We start from the raw sequence: 16,049 nt of genomic DNA on the forward strand, positions 1-16,049 counted from the left end.
ATTATAGAGCAAGATGGAAAACTTATAATTATTATATTAGCCGGTACTCGTGAAAACTTTTATGAAGAGCTAAACATGTATATCCAAAAGAGACGAAGGTCATAGGGGATCCCCGCTAAATGCGGGGCTTTTGCTATTTCTGGGGGATTGGGACTTTTCTGGACAAGTGCGGCCGTCTTGAGTATAGTGAGAACATACATAAATAACCAGAAGGAGCTAAAAATGCTGGACAAACACGAACTTAGCAATGTGCTTTCCCAAGCTCTTAGTAAGGGCGGGAACTTTGCCGAGATATTTATCGAGGAAAAAAGAATAAGTAACGTATTGTGCGAAGACAATAAGATCGAAAAAGTAAACCTGGGACGGGAGAAGGGAGCCGGTGTCAGGGTAATCAAGGACGGTCAAACCGCTTATGTATATACTAATGATGTGAGTGAATCAGGGTTAATGAAGGCAGCCGAGGTGGCTGGTCGTACCTTGGCTGCGGGAAAAGAACAGAATCGCGAGATTCATCTGACTCCGATCCAATCCGGGCTGCAGTTTGAGTTTTTACGATTACCCGAAGATGTGGAATTAAGTGAAAAAATTGCCCAGGTTTTATCAGCCAATCAAGCCGCCCGGGAGATCGATGATGAAATTCGCCAGGTTACCGTGGCGGTTGGTGATACCCATCGTCAGATACAGATTGCCAACTCGGACGGCGTATTTGTGGAGGATGAATCAGCCCGTATTCGCTTAATGGTAAACGCCATCGCTTCCCGGGATGGTATGATCCAAACCGGCTACGAGGTCGCCGGGGGATTATGCGGATGGGAAATACTTGACACCGTATCTATCCAGGATATGGCTCAGCAGGCGGCCAGTCGGGCTGTAGCCATGTTGTCGGCAGAACCGGCTCCGGCCGGGCGAATGCCGGTGGTAATGCATGCGAAGGCCGGTGGTACAATGGTTCATGAAGCCTGCGGGCATGGTCTGGAGGCGGATTTGGTTCAGAAAGGATTATCAGTTTATAAAGATAAACGCGGGGAACAAGTAGCCTGCCGGGAACTAAGTGTTATTGATGATGCGACCCTCAAAGGCAAATACGGCAGCTTTCGTTTTGATGACGAGGGCAGTCCCGCCCGGCGCACCGTGCTTATAGACCAAGGGATACTAAATACATTTATGAATGATCGTTTGACTGCCGCCCAGGAAGGTGCTGAGTTAACCGGCAATGGGCGCCGGGAATCATACCAGCATAAACCCATCCCTCGCATGACCAATACTTTTATTGCCAGCGGCAATGATGATCCCCAGGATATTATTGCCAGTACCAGGCAGGGGTTGTTGGTCAAAAAAATGGGTGGCGGTCAGGTAAATACGACCAATGGAGATTTTGTTTTTGATGTTCAGGAAGGTTATTTTATTGAAAATGGAGAAATCAAGTATCCAGTACGGGGAGCAACTCTAACCGGAAACGGCCCCAGGGTTTTGATGGATATAGAAAGGATCGGCAATGATCTGGGTTTTGCTATAGGGGTATGTGGCAAAGACGGTCAGGGTGTTACGGTAGCCGATGCCCAGCCTACCATTCGGATTAAAGAATTGACTGTGGGCGGAACCGGACAGGCCGCGGATAAGATTATTAAAAGAATCCGCAGAAAATAGCAGGTGGTTAAGGTAGTATAGTATTTTTAATTAGTATAGGTGGTTTTATGGAAGAATTACTTAGACAGGCTGGTGAAAAAGTTCTTTGGACTGCTCGTAGAAAAGGCGTTGAAGCTGAGGCTTACCTGCTTTATAACCGGGAATTAAGCGTTGATGTGAACCGGGGCAAGGTGGAAACCCTAAAAGAAGCCGAAGAAATCGGTTTAGGGGTAAGGGTATTCAATCAAGGGCGCCTAGGTTTTGTATACAGCAGTGATCTTTCCGCACAGGCGGTTGCACAGTCGGTTCAGGATGCTATCGACATATCGCAAAACACGCCGCTGGATTTATATAACCAGTTGCCAGAGCCGGTTAATTCCTATCCGACTCTGGATATTTACGATCCGCAGATTTGCGTGACCCCTTTGGAAAACAAAATAGAACTGGCCCGGGAGGCAGAAAGGGTTGCCCGTGCCTTTGATCCCCGAATAGCAGTTGTCGAAAGGGCCGGTTATGAAGAAGCGGATTTTAATACGCTTATTATGAACAGCAAGGGACTCTTGGCTTCGGCTCAGGGGAATTATAGCACTTTATTTATTTCACTCGTTGCCCAGGATGAAGAAGATTCTCAAACCGGTTTTGCGGTGATGAGCAAAAAGAAGTTCGCAGAATTAGACCCGGCTGCGCTGGGGCAGGAAGCGGCCCACCGGGCTTTGCGCAGTCTTGGGGCCACAACTTCCGCTACAGCAAATTTGCCTTGCATAATGGAGCCGTTTGTAACAGCCCGTTTTTTAAGTCTATTAGCACCTTCTCTGCAAGGTGATGCGGTGCTCAAAGGTAAATCCATGCTCAAAGACCGTCTGGGTGATAAAATAGCGGCAACGGCTGTAACTCTTGTAGATGACGGAGTTCTGCCCGGTGGTATAGCAGCTTTCCCGTTTGATGGTGAAGGTATGCCCTGTCAAAGAACTGGTTTGATTCAGGATGGATGCCTTAAAGCTTTCCTGTATGACAACTACTCAGCTATGAAAGCAGACCAGGTTTCCACCGGTAATGGTCAGCGGTCATCATTTAGAAGCCTGCCATCGGTGGGAATTACCAATCTGGTTCTAAGCCCGGGATTAAAAGATCCGGCAGATTTAAGAATAGATATTAAAACAGGAATTTTAATAACGGAGGTAATGGGCATGCATACTGCCAATCCCATCTCCGGTGATTTTTCCCTGGGAGCCAGCGGAATAATGATCAGGGAAGGGGAACTGGCTGAACCGGTTCGAGGTATAACGATTGCCGGCAATATTTTCACCTGGCTTAAGAATGTGCAGGCAGTTGGTTCGGATCTGCGTTTCTATGGAGCCAGGGCAGCTCCCAGTATTCGCATGGAGGGTATAAGTGTAGGCGGACAGTAAGGGAGGAGGAGAAAAAATGCCGCAGAGGTTGGAATCAAATACTTCTTTTGCAGTTTTGAACAGAAATCCTAATGTACCCCGTATTTTGGTTATTCACGGGCCGAACCTGAATATGTTGGGTACGCGCGAGACTGAGCTTTATGGTACTCAAACCCTGGATGACATTGAGCGGGAACTAAGCTTGCTGGCTCAACAAAACGGAGCTTATCTGGAGTTTTTTCAATCTAATCATGAAGGTGACCTGGTAGACATAATTCAAGGAGCAGTGGATAGATTTAATGCTATCATTATAAATGCTGCGGCTTTAACCCATTACAGTATTGCCCTTGTCGATGCCTTAAAAGCGGTGCAGATTCCCTTTATAGAGGTACATTTGACGAATATTTATGCCCGGGAGAATTTTCGCCAAAAATCACTTTTATCGCCGGTGGCCCAAGGAGGCATTTTTGGCTTGGGTTCATACGGCTACAGCCTGGCTTTGCTGGCGGTTTGCCAATGGTTTAATAAGAATTAACCTCCTCATATCCATAGGCCCCAACCATCTATTACATAGCAGAGTAGTTTTACGGATTGGAAACTTCGTGCATAATTTAGGTTGCAACGTAAGTTCTAACTGAATCAGTAATTGTTTTAGGCTGGGGGCTCTGGGACAAAATATAATTGAATAGTATTGCGATAGGCAGGTGAAAACAATAAACATTACCCGTATTAATGAATTACGCCGTAGCCTGGAATCAAACAAACTGGAGGCAGTTTTAATAACCCGTCCCGAGAATATAAGGTATTTATCTGGTTTTACGGGTGGAAGGGATGCCCGGCTGCTGGTAAGTCGTGAACATAGTTATATAATCACGGATGGCCGTTATTTTGAACAGGCAGCCAGGGAGTCGCCGGATTGGGAATTAATTAAGGAAAATGCTGCTCCACTTGACAGCCTGGCGGGTATTTGTGATAACTTTAAAAAGCTGGGATTTGAAAGTCGGGATGTCAGTTATAACAGCTACCGGCAAATGCAATCTCGAATAAAACCTGAACTGGTGCCTTTGGACGGGATTGTTGAACAACAGCGTACGATCAAGGATGATCATGAGCTGGCCATGCTGCGCAAGGCCGCCCATTATGGGGACGTCGTCTTTGAGCAGATAATAAAAGAATTGCGCATTGGAATCAGCGAACAATACATAGCTAACCGGATAGTCTGGCTGCTAAAGGATGCCGGCTGTACCAAGGAAGCTTTTGACACGATTGTCGTGGCCGGTGAAAACGCAGCCCTGCCGCACGGACAACCGGGATCCCGCCTTTTAAAAACTGGTGATATGCTAACCCTGGACTACGGAGGTTTTTACCAGGGTTACGCAGGTGATATGACCAGAACGGTAGTTATAGGCAAAGCCTCCAGCCGGTTGCGTGATTATTACTTGCATCTGCTGGATGCCCAGCAGTTGGGAGTAAGTCTCGTTCAGGCCGGGGCAGCTGGCCGAGAAATTGATAAAAAAGTGCGGGACTGTCTCAAGATGTCTGGTCTGGATATATATTTTCTGCATGGCACGGGTCATGGGGTTGGGCTGGAGATCCATGAAGCCCCCCGTTTATCTCCCTCCGGTTCAGACATACTGCAGGAAAACATGGTGGTAACCGTGGAACCAGGCATCTATATTCCTGGTTGGGGAGGAATCCGGATTGAGGATACCGTTATTGTAAAGAACGGGGGATGTGAAGTAATCACCCATTCTGATAAAGGAATAATAATTTTATGATGGAGGGATAGGATGATTTCAGTTAATGATTTTAAAACAGGCATTACTATTGAGTTTGAAGACGTTGTTTATCAGGTATTGGATTTCCAGCATGTGAAACCCGGTAAAGGAGCGGCTTTCGTAAGAGCTAAACTGAAAAATGTCAAAACCGGCGGTACGGTGGAAAAGACCTTCCGGGGCGGCGAAAAAGTAGCCCGGGCACATCTGGATAAAAGAGAGATGCAGTATCTGTATAATGACGGTGAAGGCTATGTTTTCATGGACAATGAAAATTACGAGCAGTTGACCTTGAACAAGGATGATATTGGTGACGGTGTCAAGTGGCTTATGGAAAATATGAATATAAGTGTATTGATGCATAACAGTACTATCATGGGTATAGAACTCCCCAATTTCGTTGAACTTACCGTAACCGAAACCGAACCTGGCGTCAAAGGAGATACGGCTACCGGTGCTACCAAAAATGCCAAACTGGAAAGCGGAGCTACTGTACAGGTGCCGCTATTTATAAACGAGGGGGATCGCCTGAGAATTGATACCCGAACCGGTCAATATATGGAAAGAGCTTAGTAAAATGTGAAATGAGTCAAGAAATAATTCTCTTGATTCATTTTTTCCCCCTGGTCTTAAGCCAATAATCAGGGGTGAAATAGAGGATTAAAAATAGTTGGCATAAGGTTTATTTCCTCCTGAAAGTGCTAATAATAAAAAATGCACCCAATAGTATTAGGCACTTTTTTGCTCAAAAAGGAGGATTTTATGTTAAGAGATCTGTCGGAGAAGGTCAGCTATCTACAAGGATTGAGTGAGGGACTCAATATTACTGAGGGCAACCCGCAGGGTAAAATTATTTCCGGCATACTGGGCGTACTAAATGAAATGTCTGAGGAAATCAGTCAACTCCAGGAAGATATGGACGAAATCAGGGAATACCTGGAAAACATTGATGATGATTTGCTGGATTTAGAAGAGACGATTTTTGAAGACAATGAATTTATGGAAATATCCTGCCGCAACTGTGGGGAAAAACTCTTTATTGAAAGCGATATATTTGCTGATGTAGAAGATAGCATTGAAGTCATATGTCCGTGTTGCAATGAAGTCGTTTTCGTAAATGACAACTGTTTCGATTGCGGGCACGAAAGCCCGGAACTGAATGCAGATACAAGCAGAGGTTATCTATAAATCCATTAGATTTTTTAGGGAGACTGTCCATCAAAGGACAGTCTCTTTTTGGTTTCACCAAACTCCCCTGCATCGTTTCCGAGCAAGCTCCATATAAAGTAATTGGCATATTTTACTGCCTAAACCAATAATTATTAAGGCAAGGGTGGTGAACCTATGGGACTTAGCAGTCAGGAAATAATGTATCGCACCATTATTCCTTTTTTGGCACCGGTAATAAAAGATATCTTTATGCAAATTAACCCGGATAACTTCAACTATCTGGAGGAAATTCGTCTGCGCTGTGCGCAGCCTTTGCTTCTGAAGACCGGCGCTCAGGAATGGGCGGTAAACCGGCAGGGGGGCTTAGAAAAAAATCTGGCGGCAGGATATGTGGTTTGTGAGGAGGATATCTTTCGCACCCTTATTTCCATAAGTGATAATTCTCTTTATGCATTCGAAGAGGAGATCAGACGAGGTTTTATTACGATTCCGGGTGGTCACCGGGTCGGCCTGGCAGGCCAGGTGCTGATGGCAGGCGGGGAAGTAAAAACGATCAAAGACTTCTCCAGCTTGTCATTCCGTATCGCTAGGGAAGTCAAGGATTGTTCCCTGCCTCTTTTGCGCCATATTTATCAGCATAATATGCCGGGCAGTACCCTGCTGATATCGGCCCCTCGCTGCGGTAAAACCACCATCCTGCGTGATTTAGCCCGTAATATTTCTGCTGGCAACCATTGGGGGCCAGCCTGCACCTTGAGTGTGATTGATGAGCGTTCCGAATTGGCCGGCAGCTACCGGGGCAGAGTACAAATGGATCTGGGTCCGCGTACCGATGTTTTGGATGCGTGTCCCAAAGCCCTGGGTATGATGATGGCTATAAGGGCCTTAGGACCTCAGGTAATAATTACGGATGAAATCGGGCGTCAGGAGGATATTGCCGCTCTGCAGGAATGTATCAATGCCGGTGTAACCGTTATCGCTTCCGCACATGCCCGGGACTTGAGCGAAGCCCGCAAGCGTCCCATGCTGCAGGAAATATTAGCTTGCGGGGCATTTCAAACCCTTATTACGCTCTCTCGCCGCCAGGGACCCGGCACGGTGGAAGAAATAATCAGGTGGGATTAATATGATCTGGATAAAAACATTAGGAATAGTATTTATAATTGCCGGATTTGGCAGCTATGGCTTGATGGGGGCCCGCCGGATTGAAAAGCGGGTCGAACAAATAAAAAATATCAGGATGGCACTGGGTTTTTTGGAAAAAGAGATTACCTACCTGCAAACCCCGTTATACCTCGCCTTAAAAAAGACGGCCCTATTAACTGCTCAGCCGGTAAAAATCCTCTTTGGGGAGAGTTCCCGGTTATTGCAGGACAGGCAAGGCATAACGGTTGGGGAAGCCTGGGAAAAGGCTCTGCAGAAGTTGAAACCGGCTTGTGATCTTAATCAGGATGATCTGGAAATTCTAAAAGCCGTAGCTAATCAAATGGGATCTTCCGGAATTAAAGAACAAATAAAATTATTTCAGCTCATCCAGGAAGAATTGCAGATACAGGAAGAAAACGCCCGCGACCAAATGGAATCAGGGCGCAAGTTGTGGAGTTATGGGGGGTTTATTTTAGGCACAATGGTGGTCTTGCTATTGCTGTAAATGAAACCTTAAAAAGTTAGGGGGAGTGGTTGTGAATATTGACATACTCTTTCGTATTGCCGGCATTGGGATTTTGATTTCGGTATTGTGTATCGTTCTTAAACAAGCGCAAAAGCAGGAACAGGCGGAGATGTTGACCCTGGCAGGTGTGGTGGTCGTGCTTATTATTGTGGTGCAGTTGATGAACCAATTATTTACGGTAGTCAGATCGGTATTTAACATTTAAAAGCGCGAGTATATTTATTAAGTGGAGGGGCAGGTATTTGGAAATTGCGCAAGTTGTAGGGTTGGCTTTAATGGTGACCATTTTCCTGCTGATTCTTCGTCAAGAAAAACCGGTTATGGCAGTTCTGTTAAGCATGGTTTTTAGCATCCTGATCTTTATTTTAATGATGGGGAAAATGGCGTCCATAATCAGTGTCATGCAAGAACTGACACGGCGGGCCGGTATTAATTTTTTTTTCATGACAACCATATTAAAAATATTAGGAGTTGCCTATCTGGGCGAATTTGCGGCTGTGATCTGCCAGGATGCCGGCGAACAGGCCGTTGCCAAAAAGGTGGAGTTCGCTTCCAAGATCATTATAGCCGTTCTGGCTCTCCCGATCATGGTGGCCATTCTGGAATCACTGCTGGAACTTATGCCGGGGTAATTTACCACTATCGCGGTTCATGGTTGGGCTGAGTGCCCAAGTAGAACCGGTAGTCATTAAAATGGGAGATTTTATCTTTAACAAATAAAACGATCTACAGCATCATTGCATTTTATCAAAAAACGGACTTAGGAGCAAAAGCTTTAGCTTAAATAACCGCGATGCTTTAACCCAATCGCCGTAGCAAAAGCTTTAGCTTCCGCAGGTAAGTCAAGCTTCGCCAGTTCGTAATAAGGGACAGCTATTTTCTTAAGTGGTTGAGTTCTAACCATGGAAGGGCAGTAGATTAAATGGAGTTGTTGATTGTGAGAAAAACAGGTTGGATCGGGTTGTTCATATTGGTTTTAATATTGCTGCTGCCGCTGCCGGCTGTGGCTGTGGAGAATGCTGCCAATGCGGAAGTGTTTTCTTTCCAGGATAGTATGCAAAATATAGATATGAGTGACCTGGAAAAGTATAAAGCCAATATCGATGGCGAATTGAATTCTTACCTGCAACATAAATCAGTGAAAGAATGGCTGCTTGATTTTTCCAAAGGTGATTGGCAGCTAAATCCCCAGGAAATTTTGTCCAATATAGTTAAGTTCTTCGGCAAGGAGTTTTTGGCAAACTCCGGCCTTTTATCAAAACTTATTATTCTGTCGGTTTTGGCAGCTTTACTGATTAATCTACAGCAATCCTTCACCTCTGAGGTAGGCAAGATCGCATATATGGCGTGTTTTTTAGCCTTGTGCGCCATCGCCATTGGTTCATTTAAAGTGGTGCTGGGGATAGGTCAGCATACCATTGACAATATGGTTACTTTTATGTTGAGTATGCTTCCCCAGATGATGGTTTTGGTTACCGGTCTGGGTAATGTAAACGCTTCGGTTATGTTGTTTCCCTTATTGATGACTACGGCTACGGCTTTTGCTTCCGCTATTAAAACCATCGTATTTCCGCTCATTATAATATCTGCTACCCTGCATCTGGTCAACGGTATGTCGGATACCATAAAAGTAGAACGATTGGCGAAATTTTTTGGACAAGTTTCGCAACTAGTGCTGGGTTTTTTGCTTACTTTTTTTGTGGGTATTATAACCCTGCGAGCCCTTTATGCATCGGTACTGGACAAAGTAACCCTGCGAACCACCCGCTTTGTAACTGACAACGCCGTTCCGGTCATAGGCAAGATGCTGGGTGATACTGTCGAGGTAGCCGCAGGCTATGTGGTCATGCTCAAACAGGCTCTAGGGATATTTGGGGTATTAATAGTATTCGGCATAATTATTTTCCCCCTCGTAGAAATAGCTGTACTAGCCCTAATCTATAAACTGGTAGGTGCCGTGGTAGAGCCCATTGGAGACCCGCGCACCGCTGCTGTCCTGGAAATAATGAGTACACATTTATTTTTAATGCTGGCAGCTACGGCCGCGGTGGGATTAATGTTTTTTATCATGATTGCCATTGTGGCAGGGTTGTATAATAGTGCTTTCATCTTGCGTTAGAGGTGATTTTTATGAATGTTCTATATGGCATGGTGAGAAATCTGCTGGTAATTATCATTATCTCCAGTTTTCTGGAATTATTGGTGCCGGAGGGCAGAATCAAACCCTTTGTTCGATTGGCCGTGGGTTTGTTTATCCTCATCGCTATCTTAAGTCCTACCCTAAATCTGTTGTCAAAAAATCAGGATCTTAAAGTAAACCTATGGGATTATCAGATGGAGGAGGGAATAAAACAGGAAGTTCAAGAGAAAGGCAAAAATCTCAACCAACAGATGATGGATACCGGAGAAAATATTATTAAAGATAAAATCCAGGGACAGATTAGTGCCGTCAGCAATTTAGTTCCGGGTGTCCACGATGTAGAAACCCAGGTGCAGATGGAACCAAGCGGCGACCTGAAAAAGGTTAAGATAACAGTACGCACCACCCAGCCGGACAGGGTTAATACAGTACAAGGAATCAATGTTTTTTCCAGTACGGAGGAACCGATAATTGAAGTTGATCAAAAACAGATAAAAAATAAAATAACCCAGGTAATAAACAACCTGTATGGTCTGCCGAGTAACGATGTGGAAATCGAGTTTGAGGGAGGTTAACAAGATGCTGGAAGAATGGATCAGGGGGGATCAAAATTCTAATAAAAAGGAGCTGCGGGATTTTAAAAAATGGAGTCGCTATCTGTTAGCGATTATTATATGCCTTGGATTATTGGCTCTGATATGGCCCATGGGCAAAAACCAACCTTCTTCAGTGGATATAAAATCTGCTCCCGGCAGTGTCGAACAGGCTCAGGATAGACTAGGCGCAGAATTGGAAAATATCCTAGCCCAGATTGAGGGTGCCGGACAGGTGAAAGTATGTATTACGTTAAGTTCCAACGGAATAAAAAGCTATGCCAGTAATACCAGGAATGAGACCCGAGAAACACTGGAGCAGGATCGCAGTGGCGGGGATCGCAAAATACGAGAAGAAAATCTGAATAGCGATGTGGCAGTATCAGCCGGAGAAGCTTTGCTGGTTGAGGAAAAGGCTCCTAAGATTTCAGGTGTGCTGGTAGTTGCCGAAGGTGCGGACAATGCGGCCGTAAAGGAAAGGTTGACGGATGCTACTGCGGTACTATTGAACATTCATCCCTACCAGGTGAGAGTAGTTCCCGGGAAGGAGGAGTAACATGCGGATAGATCTAAACAAGCTTAAGCGTCTGGCGATAATTACTGCTATTGTAGTAATACCCATTATTTGCGTTAACTTAATCAACGTGAGTCTGACCAAAAACAGTCAGCCGGTCAACCAGGAAGCAAGTAACCCTAACCCGGTAGCGAATACCTCAATTAAGAAAACCAAGCCACAGGAAAATGTAAGTATAGGTTTTTTCGCTGAGTTCAGGATGGAAAGGGAACGGGTACGCAGCAAGCAGATCGAGCTGTTAAGGGAAATTGCCAACAACCAGACCAATACCCAGAAAGTACGGGATGCAGCCGCTATGAGGCTGGTTCAGGTGGCCGATACAGTAGAAAAAGAAATGCAGGCAGAAACCTTAATCAGATCAAAGGGTTATCAGGACTGCGCCGTAATTGTTAAAAACGACCAGGCCACAATTGTCTTACCTGTTCGGAGTTTGGATGAAGCCCATATATCCGAAATAACCGGATTGACCAGCCTAACTACCGGATTGCCTAAAAACCGCATCACAATCGCACCCCGTGAGAACTATCGCTAGAGGGAAAGGACATTCTTTTGTATATTTATCAGGTATACAATTAATAAATATTGAAATAAGAAAGGTTAATACATATAATAGTAACAGTCGGGGTAGCATTAAATACTCAGGTCCATCGACCTGAGTATATTTGTATATAAGAATAAATTTAGATTTAAAAGGGTATGGCGATATTAACTGGGGGTGCAACATGAACAAGATTAAAATAACTGACACCAGCCTGAGGGATGGCCACCAAAGTCTGTGGGCCACCCGCATGACAACAAATGATATGATACCGGTGCTTGAAAAGATGGATAACGTTGGCTATCACTCTTTGGAGGTCTGGGGCGGAGCAACTTTTGATGTGTGTATCCGCTACCTAAATGAAGATCCCTGGGAAAGACTGCGCATCATTCGTGAGAATGTTAAAAAAACAAAATTGCAGATGCTTCTTAGAGGACAGTCCCTGGTAGGTTACTCTCATTACCCGGATGATCTGGTTTATCGATTTATTGATAAATCTGCCGAGAATGGTATCGATGTTTTCCGGGTTTTCGATGCCTTAAACGATATTCGCAACCTAGAGACCTGCATGAAGGCTGTGAAAAAAACCGATCGGCATGCCCAGGCCTGTGTTGTCTATACGGTCAGTCCGGTTCACACCATGCAGCATTTTGTAGATACCGCCCTGCAATTAAAGGATATGGGGGCTGACTCCATTTGCATCAAGGACATGGCCGGCCTTTTATCTCCTTATGTATCGTATGAACTGGTCAAGGCCTTAAAGGAACAAGTGGGCCTGCCGGTTCAATTGCATACCCACTATATCGGCGGATTGGCGGTTGTATCCTGTATAAAGGCCGCCGAAGCCGGGGTAGATATCATTGATACCGCCAGTGTGCCTATGGCTTTTGGTTCTTCCCAGCCGCCGGTGGAGACGATTGTACGAGCCTTACAAGGTTCGCCTTTGGATACTGGTTTGAATCTGCATGATCTTTTTGATATTGCCAACCATTTTGAACAACTCAGAAAACATAAGGGATTTGAGCGCGGGGTAACCAGGATTTCTGATATGAAGGTATTTGAGCATCAGGTTCCAGGCGGAATGATATCCAATCTGGTTGCCCAGCTGGAAGAGCAAAAGGCCTCAGATCGTCTGGATGAGGTATTAGGTGAAATTCCCCGGGTCAGAAAGGATTTAGGTTATCCGCCGCTGGTAACTCCAACCAGTCAAATAATCGGAATCCAAGCGGTTCTGAATATCCTTATGGGAGAGCGCTATAAACTCTGTCCAGGCGAAGTAAAGGATTATATACGGGGTTTATATGGTAAACCTCCGGCTCCCATTGATCCTAATGTAAAGGAAAAAATTATCGGTGATGAACCGGTAATACAAGGACGTCCGGCTGACTTACTGCCACCTGTTTGGGAAAAAGCCCGACAGGAGATGCAAGGCATATCGGAAGTAGAAGAAGACATATTGACTTATGCCTTATTTCCCCAGGTAGCCTTGAAGTTCTTTGAATATAGACAGGAACGGTCTAATGAAGATGTACCACAAATGCTGGCTGTAGAAGAAGTAATAAAAGAAGCCGAAATAAAAGAGGAAATCATTAACAAACCGTTACCCAGGATTAGGAAAAAAGCTGTCAACATGGGAGATGAAGAGATGAATCTAAATGAACTCAGAGAACTGATATTATTGCTGGATCAGACCAACATATCTGATTTGGAAGTCCAAAAGGACGATTTTAGGATTAGCCTGCGTAAAAATCCGGCTGGAGATAATCAGACTTCCTTGGCGCAGGCTGTATCCCCGCTGCAACAACCTGCGGCCCGGCCCGACCGTGTAAACGATAAGCTGGTAGAGGTATTATCGCCCATGGTGGGAACTTTTTACGCTGCTCCTTCCCCAGATGCCCCTCCATTCGTTCGGGTAGGGGAACAGGTCAAAAAAGGGCAGACCCTGTGCATTGTCGAAGCCATGAAATTAATGAATGAAATTAAATCCGAGTATGATGGAACCATAACGGAGATAGCAGTGGAAAACGCTGAACCTGTAGAGTTCGATCAGGTATTATTCATAATTGAGAAAGACTAGGGGTGAGATTGTGTTTTCCAAGGTTTTAATCGCCAATCGGGGCGAGATTGCGGTAAGGATAATCAGAGCCTGTAGGGAATTAAATATTGCCACTGTGGCCGTATATTCTAAACCCGACAAACCCGGACTACATGTTCTAATGGCGGATGAGGCTGTTTGTATCGGTGATGCGCCAGCCAATCATAGCTATTTAAACATATCCAATATTATTGCCGCGGCTAAGAATACCGGAGCTGAGGCTATCCATCCCGGCTATGGATTCCTGGCAGAGAACGCCTATTTTGCCGAACTCTGCACAACCAATAATATCAAATTCATTGGTCCCAAGTCCCAGGTTATTAACCTGATGGGGGATAAGGTCAAGGCCCGGGAGCTGGTAACCGCCGTTGGTGTACCACTCGTTCCCGGCAGCGCAGGAGCGGTACAGAGCTTGGCTGAAGCCATAAAAATAGCTGATGATATTGGCTACCCGGTGATGATCAAGGCATCTGCCGGCGGTGGCGGTAAAGGTATGCGTTTAGCCCACAGCAAGGCTGCTTTAAAAGAGGCTCTGGATATGGCCAAATTGGAGGCCCAAGCTGCTTTTGGCAATGACGAAGTTTATATTGAAAAATACATAGAAGAACCTCGCCATGTGGAAATACAAATCCTGGGCGATGAGTATGGCAATATTATTCATCTGGGAGAAAGAGATTGTTCATTGCAAAGGCGTAATCAAAAACTTCTGGAAGAATCCCCATCCACTTTGGTTGACGAAGAACTGCGGGAACGGATGGGCGCGGCAGCTATCAAAGCAGCTGCCGCCGCAAATTATTACAACGCCGGAACGATTGAATTCCTGGTCGATAAAGACAAAAACTTTTATTTTATAGAAATGAATACGCGGGTTCAGGTGGAACATCCGGTTACGGAAATGGTGACCGGTATTGATATCGTGAAGGAACAGATAAAAATTGCGGCGGGAGAAAGGTTAAATATTAAGCAGGAAGATGTACGTTTGAACGGTTGGGCTATGGAATGCAGGATTAACGCGGAAGATCCGGATCATGATTTCAGGCCTTCTCCGGTAATGATCGGGGAATATTTGCCCCCCGGAGGCCCGGGGGTCAGAGTTGATTCAGGTGTTTACAGCGGTTACACCATAACCCCCTACTATGATTCCATGATAGCCAAAGTGATTGTATGGGGCAGAGACCGCAACGAGGCTATCGTGCGTATGAAACGGGCCTTGCTGGAGTTCAAGGCTACCGGTGCAATTACCACCGTACCCTTTCATTTAAAGGTGCTGGATAATGCTTTTTTCCAAAAAGGTGAAGTATATACCAACTTTATTCAAAGAAGAATGACTGAATAATAGCTCTGCCCTTAACGTTTTGTTGTCATAAATATCGGGCAAAGATTGATTAATATCATCTGACAGTGTAAAATAACTCCATAATATAGTTGGAGGTGAACGTTTTGGAAGCAAACAAGCCGGAATTCCCTAATGATTATGGTGTTATACGGATAGCCGATGAAGTTGTCTCAACGGTCGCAGGCTTGGCAGCCATTGAGGTAGAGGGTGTTGTATCGCTAAGCGGCGGATGGGGTACTGATCTTGTCGAAAAGCTCGGCAAAAAGAATTTTGGTAAAGGTATCAAGGTAGAAATCGACAATAATGAGACCGCCATAGATATATTTTTAATTATACAGTTTGGCTATACTATTCCCCAGGTAGCTGAGACAGTACAAAGGGAAGTCAAGGTTGCGGTTGAGACCATGACTGGTCTTGAGGTTACGACCGTAAACGTGCACATTGTATCAGTCAGCATGAAAAAAAACAGCGGGGAAGACAATAATCTGCTTATAGAAATGGAAGCAGAGTAATTTTTAATGATTGATGTCTAATAACCCCCTGTTTACACAGGGGGTTATCTGTATTGAATACTAATCTATTTTGCATAAATGAAAGGAGAATTCTACTATGCCGGTTTTTTGGCGGATAGTTCTTTTCATATATAACCTAATCCTGCTTGTGGTTGGGGCAGCTGCAATTGCGATATCACTAGGTGCTCCTGAGCCTTTGCAATACATAAATCTTGTTGCTGCGACTCCTGAAAACCGTATTATATGCGGCACGGTAGGGATTCTGTTGTTTTTCTTGGCTCTCGTACTATTATACCTGGGACTAAGAAACGAACCAAACAGGGATGGTATTTTGATTGATAAAGGGGTTTTAGGCGAAGTATCTATAAGTATAGAAGCCGTAAAACTGATTATCATGAAAGCGGTGCGTCAGATAGACGGCGTTAAAGAAATACGCCCAGTGGTAAAAAAAGGATCGGCGGGATTGTCAATCACCCTAAAAACCATGATAAACCCTGCCTTAAGTGCTCCTGAACTCAGCGGTGTCCTGCAAAAAATTGTCAAAGAACACTTAGAGAATATAGGTGGCCTGCCGGTAGCGGAAATCAAAGTGCAGTTTCATGATTTTAACGCTGACAAATAAGGAGGCAA

19 protein-coding genes are annotated in these 16,049 nt (G+C 45.0%); 18 read left to right on the plus strand and 1 reads right to left on the minus strand.

The genetic code is table 11. The annotated features are described in order from the left end of the window. Positions 1 to 222: 222 nt before the first annotated feature. The 10 genes from AAV90_RS06350 to spoIIIAD all read left to right on the plus strand — a co-directional run bounded on the left by AAV90_RS06350 (position 223) and on the right by spoIIIAD (position 8,263). A complete protein-coding gene (locus AAV90_RS06350) occupies positions 223 to 1,647 on the plus strand; it encodes a TldD/PmbA family protein (protein ID WP_046496770.1) in 1,425 nt (474 codons plus the stop codon). 47 nt (positions 1,648 to 1,694) lie between these two features. Then, positions 1,695 to 3,035 carry a TldD/PmbA family protein gene (locus AAV90_RS06355; RefSeq protein ID WP_046496772.1) on the plus strand — a complete coding sequence of 447 codons (1,341 nt, stop codon included), beginning with the start codon at positions 1,695 to 1,697 and terminating at the stop codon, positions 3,033 to 3,035. Between the two features lie 16 nt (positions 3,036 to 3,051). Continuing rightward, positions 3,052 to 3,549 carry a type II 3-dehydroquinate dehydratase gene (gene aroQ / locus AAV90_RS06360; protein WP_076982617.1) on the plus strand — a complete coding sequence of 166 codons (498 nt, stop codon included), beginning with the start codon at positions 3,052 to 3,054 and terminating at the stop codon, positions 3,547 to 3,549. A gap of 169 nt (positions 3,550 to 3,718) precedes the next feature. Further along, positions 3,719 to 4,792 carry a M24 family metallopeptidase gene (locus tag AAV90_RS06365; RefSeq protein WP_052729640.1) on the plus strand — a complete coding sequence of 358 codons (1,074 nt, stop codon included), beginning with the start codon at positions 3,719 to 3,721 and terminating at the stop codon, positions 4,790 to 4,792. Positions 4,793 to 4,804: 12 nt separating this feature from the next. Further along, a complete protein-coding gene (gene efp, locus AAV90_RS06370; RefSeq protein WP_046496773.1) occupies positions 4,805 to 5,362 on the plus strand; it encodes an elongation factor P in 558 nt (185 codons plus the stop codon). Between the two features lie 189 nt (positions 5,363 to 5,551). Continuing rightward, positions 5,552 to 5,977 (plus strand): CD1247 N-terminal domain-containing protein, encoded by a 426-nt coding sequence (locus tag AAV90_RS06375; RefSeq protein ID WP_046496775.1) that lies wholly within the window; start codon positions 5,552 to 5,554, stop codon positions 5,975 to 5,977. 156 nt (positions 5,978 to 6,133) lie between these two features. Then, positions 6,134 to 7,084 (plus strand): stage III sporulation protein AA, encoded by a 951-nt coding sequence (gene spoIIIAA, locus AAV90_RS06380; protein ID WP_052729641.1) that lies wholly within the window; start codon positions 6,134 to 6,136, stop codon positions 7,082 to 7,084. Position 7,085: 1 nt separating this feature from the next. Then, on the plus strand, positions 7,086 to 7,610 hold the full coding sequence (locus AAV90_RS06385) for a hypothetical protein (protein WP_046496777.1): 525 nt from the start codon (positions 7,086 to 7,088) through the stop codon (positions 7,608 to 7,610). A gap of 31 nt (positions 7,611 to 7,641) precedes the next feature. Further along, positions 7,642 to 7,836, plus strand: coding sequence for a stage III sporulation protein AC (gene spoIIIAC, locus AAV90_RS06390; RefSeq protein WP_046496779.1), 195 nt, complete (start codon positions 7,642 to 7,644; stop codon positions 7,834 to 7,836). A 37-nt stretch (positions 7,837 to 7,873) separates the two neighbouring features. Further along, the gene (gene spoIIIAD, locus AAV90_RS06395; protein ID WP_046496781.1) at positions 7,874 to 8,263 is read left to right on the plus strand and encodes a stage III sporulation protein AD; all 390 of its coding nucleotides are present in this window, start codon (positions 7,874 to 7,876) and stop codon (positions 8,261 to 8,263) included. 143 nt (positions 8,264 to 8,406) lie between these two features. Here the strand turns inward: spoIIIAD and AAV90_RS15595 are convergent, their stop codons facing one another. Continuing rightward, on the minus strand, positions 8,407 to 8,535 hold the full coding sequence (locus AAV90_RS15595; protein WP_278279299.1) for a hypothetical protein: 129 nt from the start codon (positions 8,533 to 8,535) through the stop codon (positions 8,407 to 8,409). Between the two features lie 18 nt (positions 8,536 to 8,553). Between AAV90_RS15595 and spoIIIAE the strand changes: the two genes are divergently transcribed. The 8 genes from spoIIIAE to amaP all read left to right on the plus strand — a co-directional run bounded on the left by spoIIIAE (position 8,554) and on the right by amaP (position 16,041). Beyond that, a complete protein-coding gene (gene spoIIIAE, locus AAV90_RS06400) occupies positions 8,554 to 9,750 on the plus strand; it encodes a stage III sporulation protein AE (protein WP_084691495.1) in 1,197 nt (398 codons plus the stop codon). A gap of 29 nt (positions 9,751 to 9,779) precedes the next feature. Continuing rightward, the gene (locus tag AAV90_RS06405; RefSeq protein ID WP_207642048.1) at positions 9,780 to 10,346 is read left to right on the plus strand and encodes a stage III sporulation protein AF; all 567 of its coding nucleotides are present in this window, start codon (positions 9,780 to 9,782) and stop codon (positions 10,344 to 10,346) included. Positions 10,347 to 10,350: 4 nt separating this feature from the next. Continuing rightward, the gene (locus tag AAV90_RS14055) at positions 10,351 to 10,920 is read left to right on the plus strand and encodes a hypothetical protein (protein ID WP_052729642.1); all 570 of its coding nucleotides are present in this window, start codon (positions 10,351 to 10,353) and stop codon (positions 10,918 to 10,920) included. A 1-nt stretch (position 10,921) separates the two neighbouring features. After that, entirely contained in the window at positions 10,922 to 11,470 is a 549-nt protein-coding gene (locus tag AAV90_RS14060) for a SpoIIIAH-like family protein (RefSeq protein ID WP_052729643.1), read from the plus strand. A 190-nt stretch (positions 11,471 to 11,660) separates the two neighbouring features. Further along, positions 11,661 to 13,553 (plus strand): acetyl-CoA carboxylase biotin carboxyl carrier protein, encoded by a 1,893-nt coding sequence (gene accB, locus AAV90_RS06420; protein ID WP_046496786.1) that lies wholly within the window; start codon positions 11,661 to 11,663, stop codon positions 13,551 to 13,553. Between the two features lie 10 nt (positions 13,554 to 13,563). Further along, positions 13,564 to 14,907 carry an acetyl-CoA carboxylase biotin carboxylase subunit gene (gene accC / locus AAV90_RS06425; RefSeq protein WP_046496788.1) on the plus strand — a complete coding sequence of 448 codons (1,344 nt, stop codon included), beginning with the start codon at positions 13,564 to 13,566 and terminating at the stop codon, positions 14,905 to 14,907. Positions 14,908 to 15,011: 104 nt separating this feature from the next. Next, positions 15,012 to 15,419 (plus strand): Asp23/Gls24 family envelope stress response protein, encoded by a 408-nt coding sequence (locus AAV90_RS06430; protein WP_052729644.1) that lies wholly within the window; start codon positions 15,012 to 15,014, stop codon positions 15,417 to 15,419. Positions 15,420 to 15,516: 97 nt separating this feature from the next. Then, positions 15,517 to 16,041, plus strand: coding sequence for an alkaline shock response membrane anchor protein AmaP (gene amaP, locus AAV90_RS06435; RefSeq protein ID WP_046496792.1), 525 nt, complete (start codon positions 15,517 to 15,519; stop codon positions 16,039 to 16,041). Positions 16,042 to 16,049 lie beyond the last annotated feature (8 nt).

Origin of the sequence: Syntrophomonas zehnderi OL-4, assembly GCF_000983115.1 — a bacterium.
Lineage (GTDB): Bacteria > Bacillota > Syntrophomonadia > Syntrophomonadales > Syntrophomonadaceae > Syntrophomonas_B > Syntrophomonas_B zehnderi.

Bases quoted from the DNA above. Each gene is read 5' to 3' on its own strand.
- AAV90_RS06350 (WP_046496770.1), top strand. From the start codon at position 223: ATGCTGGACAAACACGAACTTAGCAATGTGCTTTCCCAAGCTCTTAGT.
- AAV90_RS06355 (WP_046496772.1), top strand. From the start codon at position 1,695: ATGGAAGAATTACTTAGACAGGCTGGTGAAAAAGTTCTTTGGACTGCT.
- aroQ (WP_076982617.1), top strand. From the start codon at position 3,052: ATGCCGCAGAGGTTGGAATCAAATACTTCTTTTGCAGTTTTGAACAGA.
- efp (WP_046496773.1), top strand. From the start codon at position 4,805: ATGATTTCAGTTAATGATTTTAAAACAGGCATTACTATTGAGTTTGAA.
- AAV90_RS06375 (WP_046496775.1), top strand. From the start codon at position 5,552: ATGTTAAGAGATCTGTCGGAGAAGGTCAGCTATCTACAAGGATTGAGT.
- spoIIIAA (WP_052729641.1), top strand. From the start codon at position 6,134: ATGGGACTTAGCAGTCAGGAAATAATGTATCGCACCATTATTCCTTTT.
- AAV90_RS06385 (WP_046496777.1), top strand. From the start codon at position 7,086: ATGATCTGGATAAAAACATTAGGAATAGTATTTATAATTGCCGGATTT.
- AAV90_RS15595 (WP_278279299.1), bottom strand. From the start codon at position 8,535: ATGGTTAGAACTCAACCACTTAAGAAAATAGCTGTCCCTTATTACGAA.
- spoIIIAE (WP_084691495.1), top strand. From the start codon at position 8,554: ATGGAGTTGTTGATTGTGAGAAAAACAGGTTGGATCGGGTTGTTCATA.
- AAV90_RS06405 (WP_207642048.1), top strand. From the start codon at position 9,780: ATGGTGAGAAATCTGCTGGTAATTATCATTATCTCCAGTTTTCTGGAA.
- AAV90_RS14055 (WP_052729642.1), top strand. From the start codon at position 10,351: ATGCTGGAAGAATGGATCAGGGGGGATCAAAATTCTAATAAAAAGGAG.
- AAV90_RS14060 (WP_052729643.1), top strand. From the start codon at position 10,922: ATGCGGATAGATCTAAACAAGCTTAAGCGTCTGGCGATAATTACTGCT.
- accB (WP_046496786.1), top strand. From the start codon at position 11,661: ATGAACAAGATTAAAATAACTGACACCAGCCTGAGGGATGGCCACCAA.
- amaP (WP_046496792.1), top strand. From the start codon at position 15,517: ATGCCGGTTTTTTGGCGGATAGTTCTTTTCATATATAACCTAATCCTG.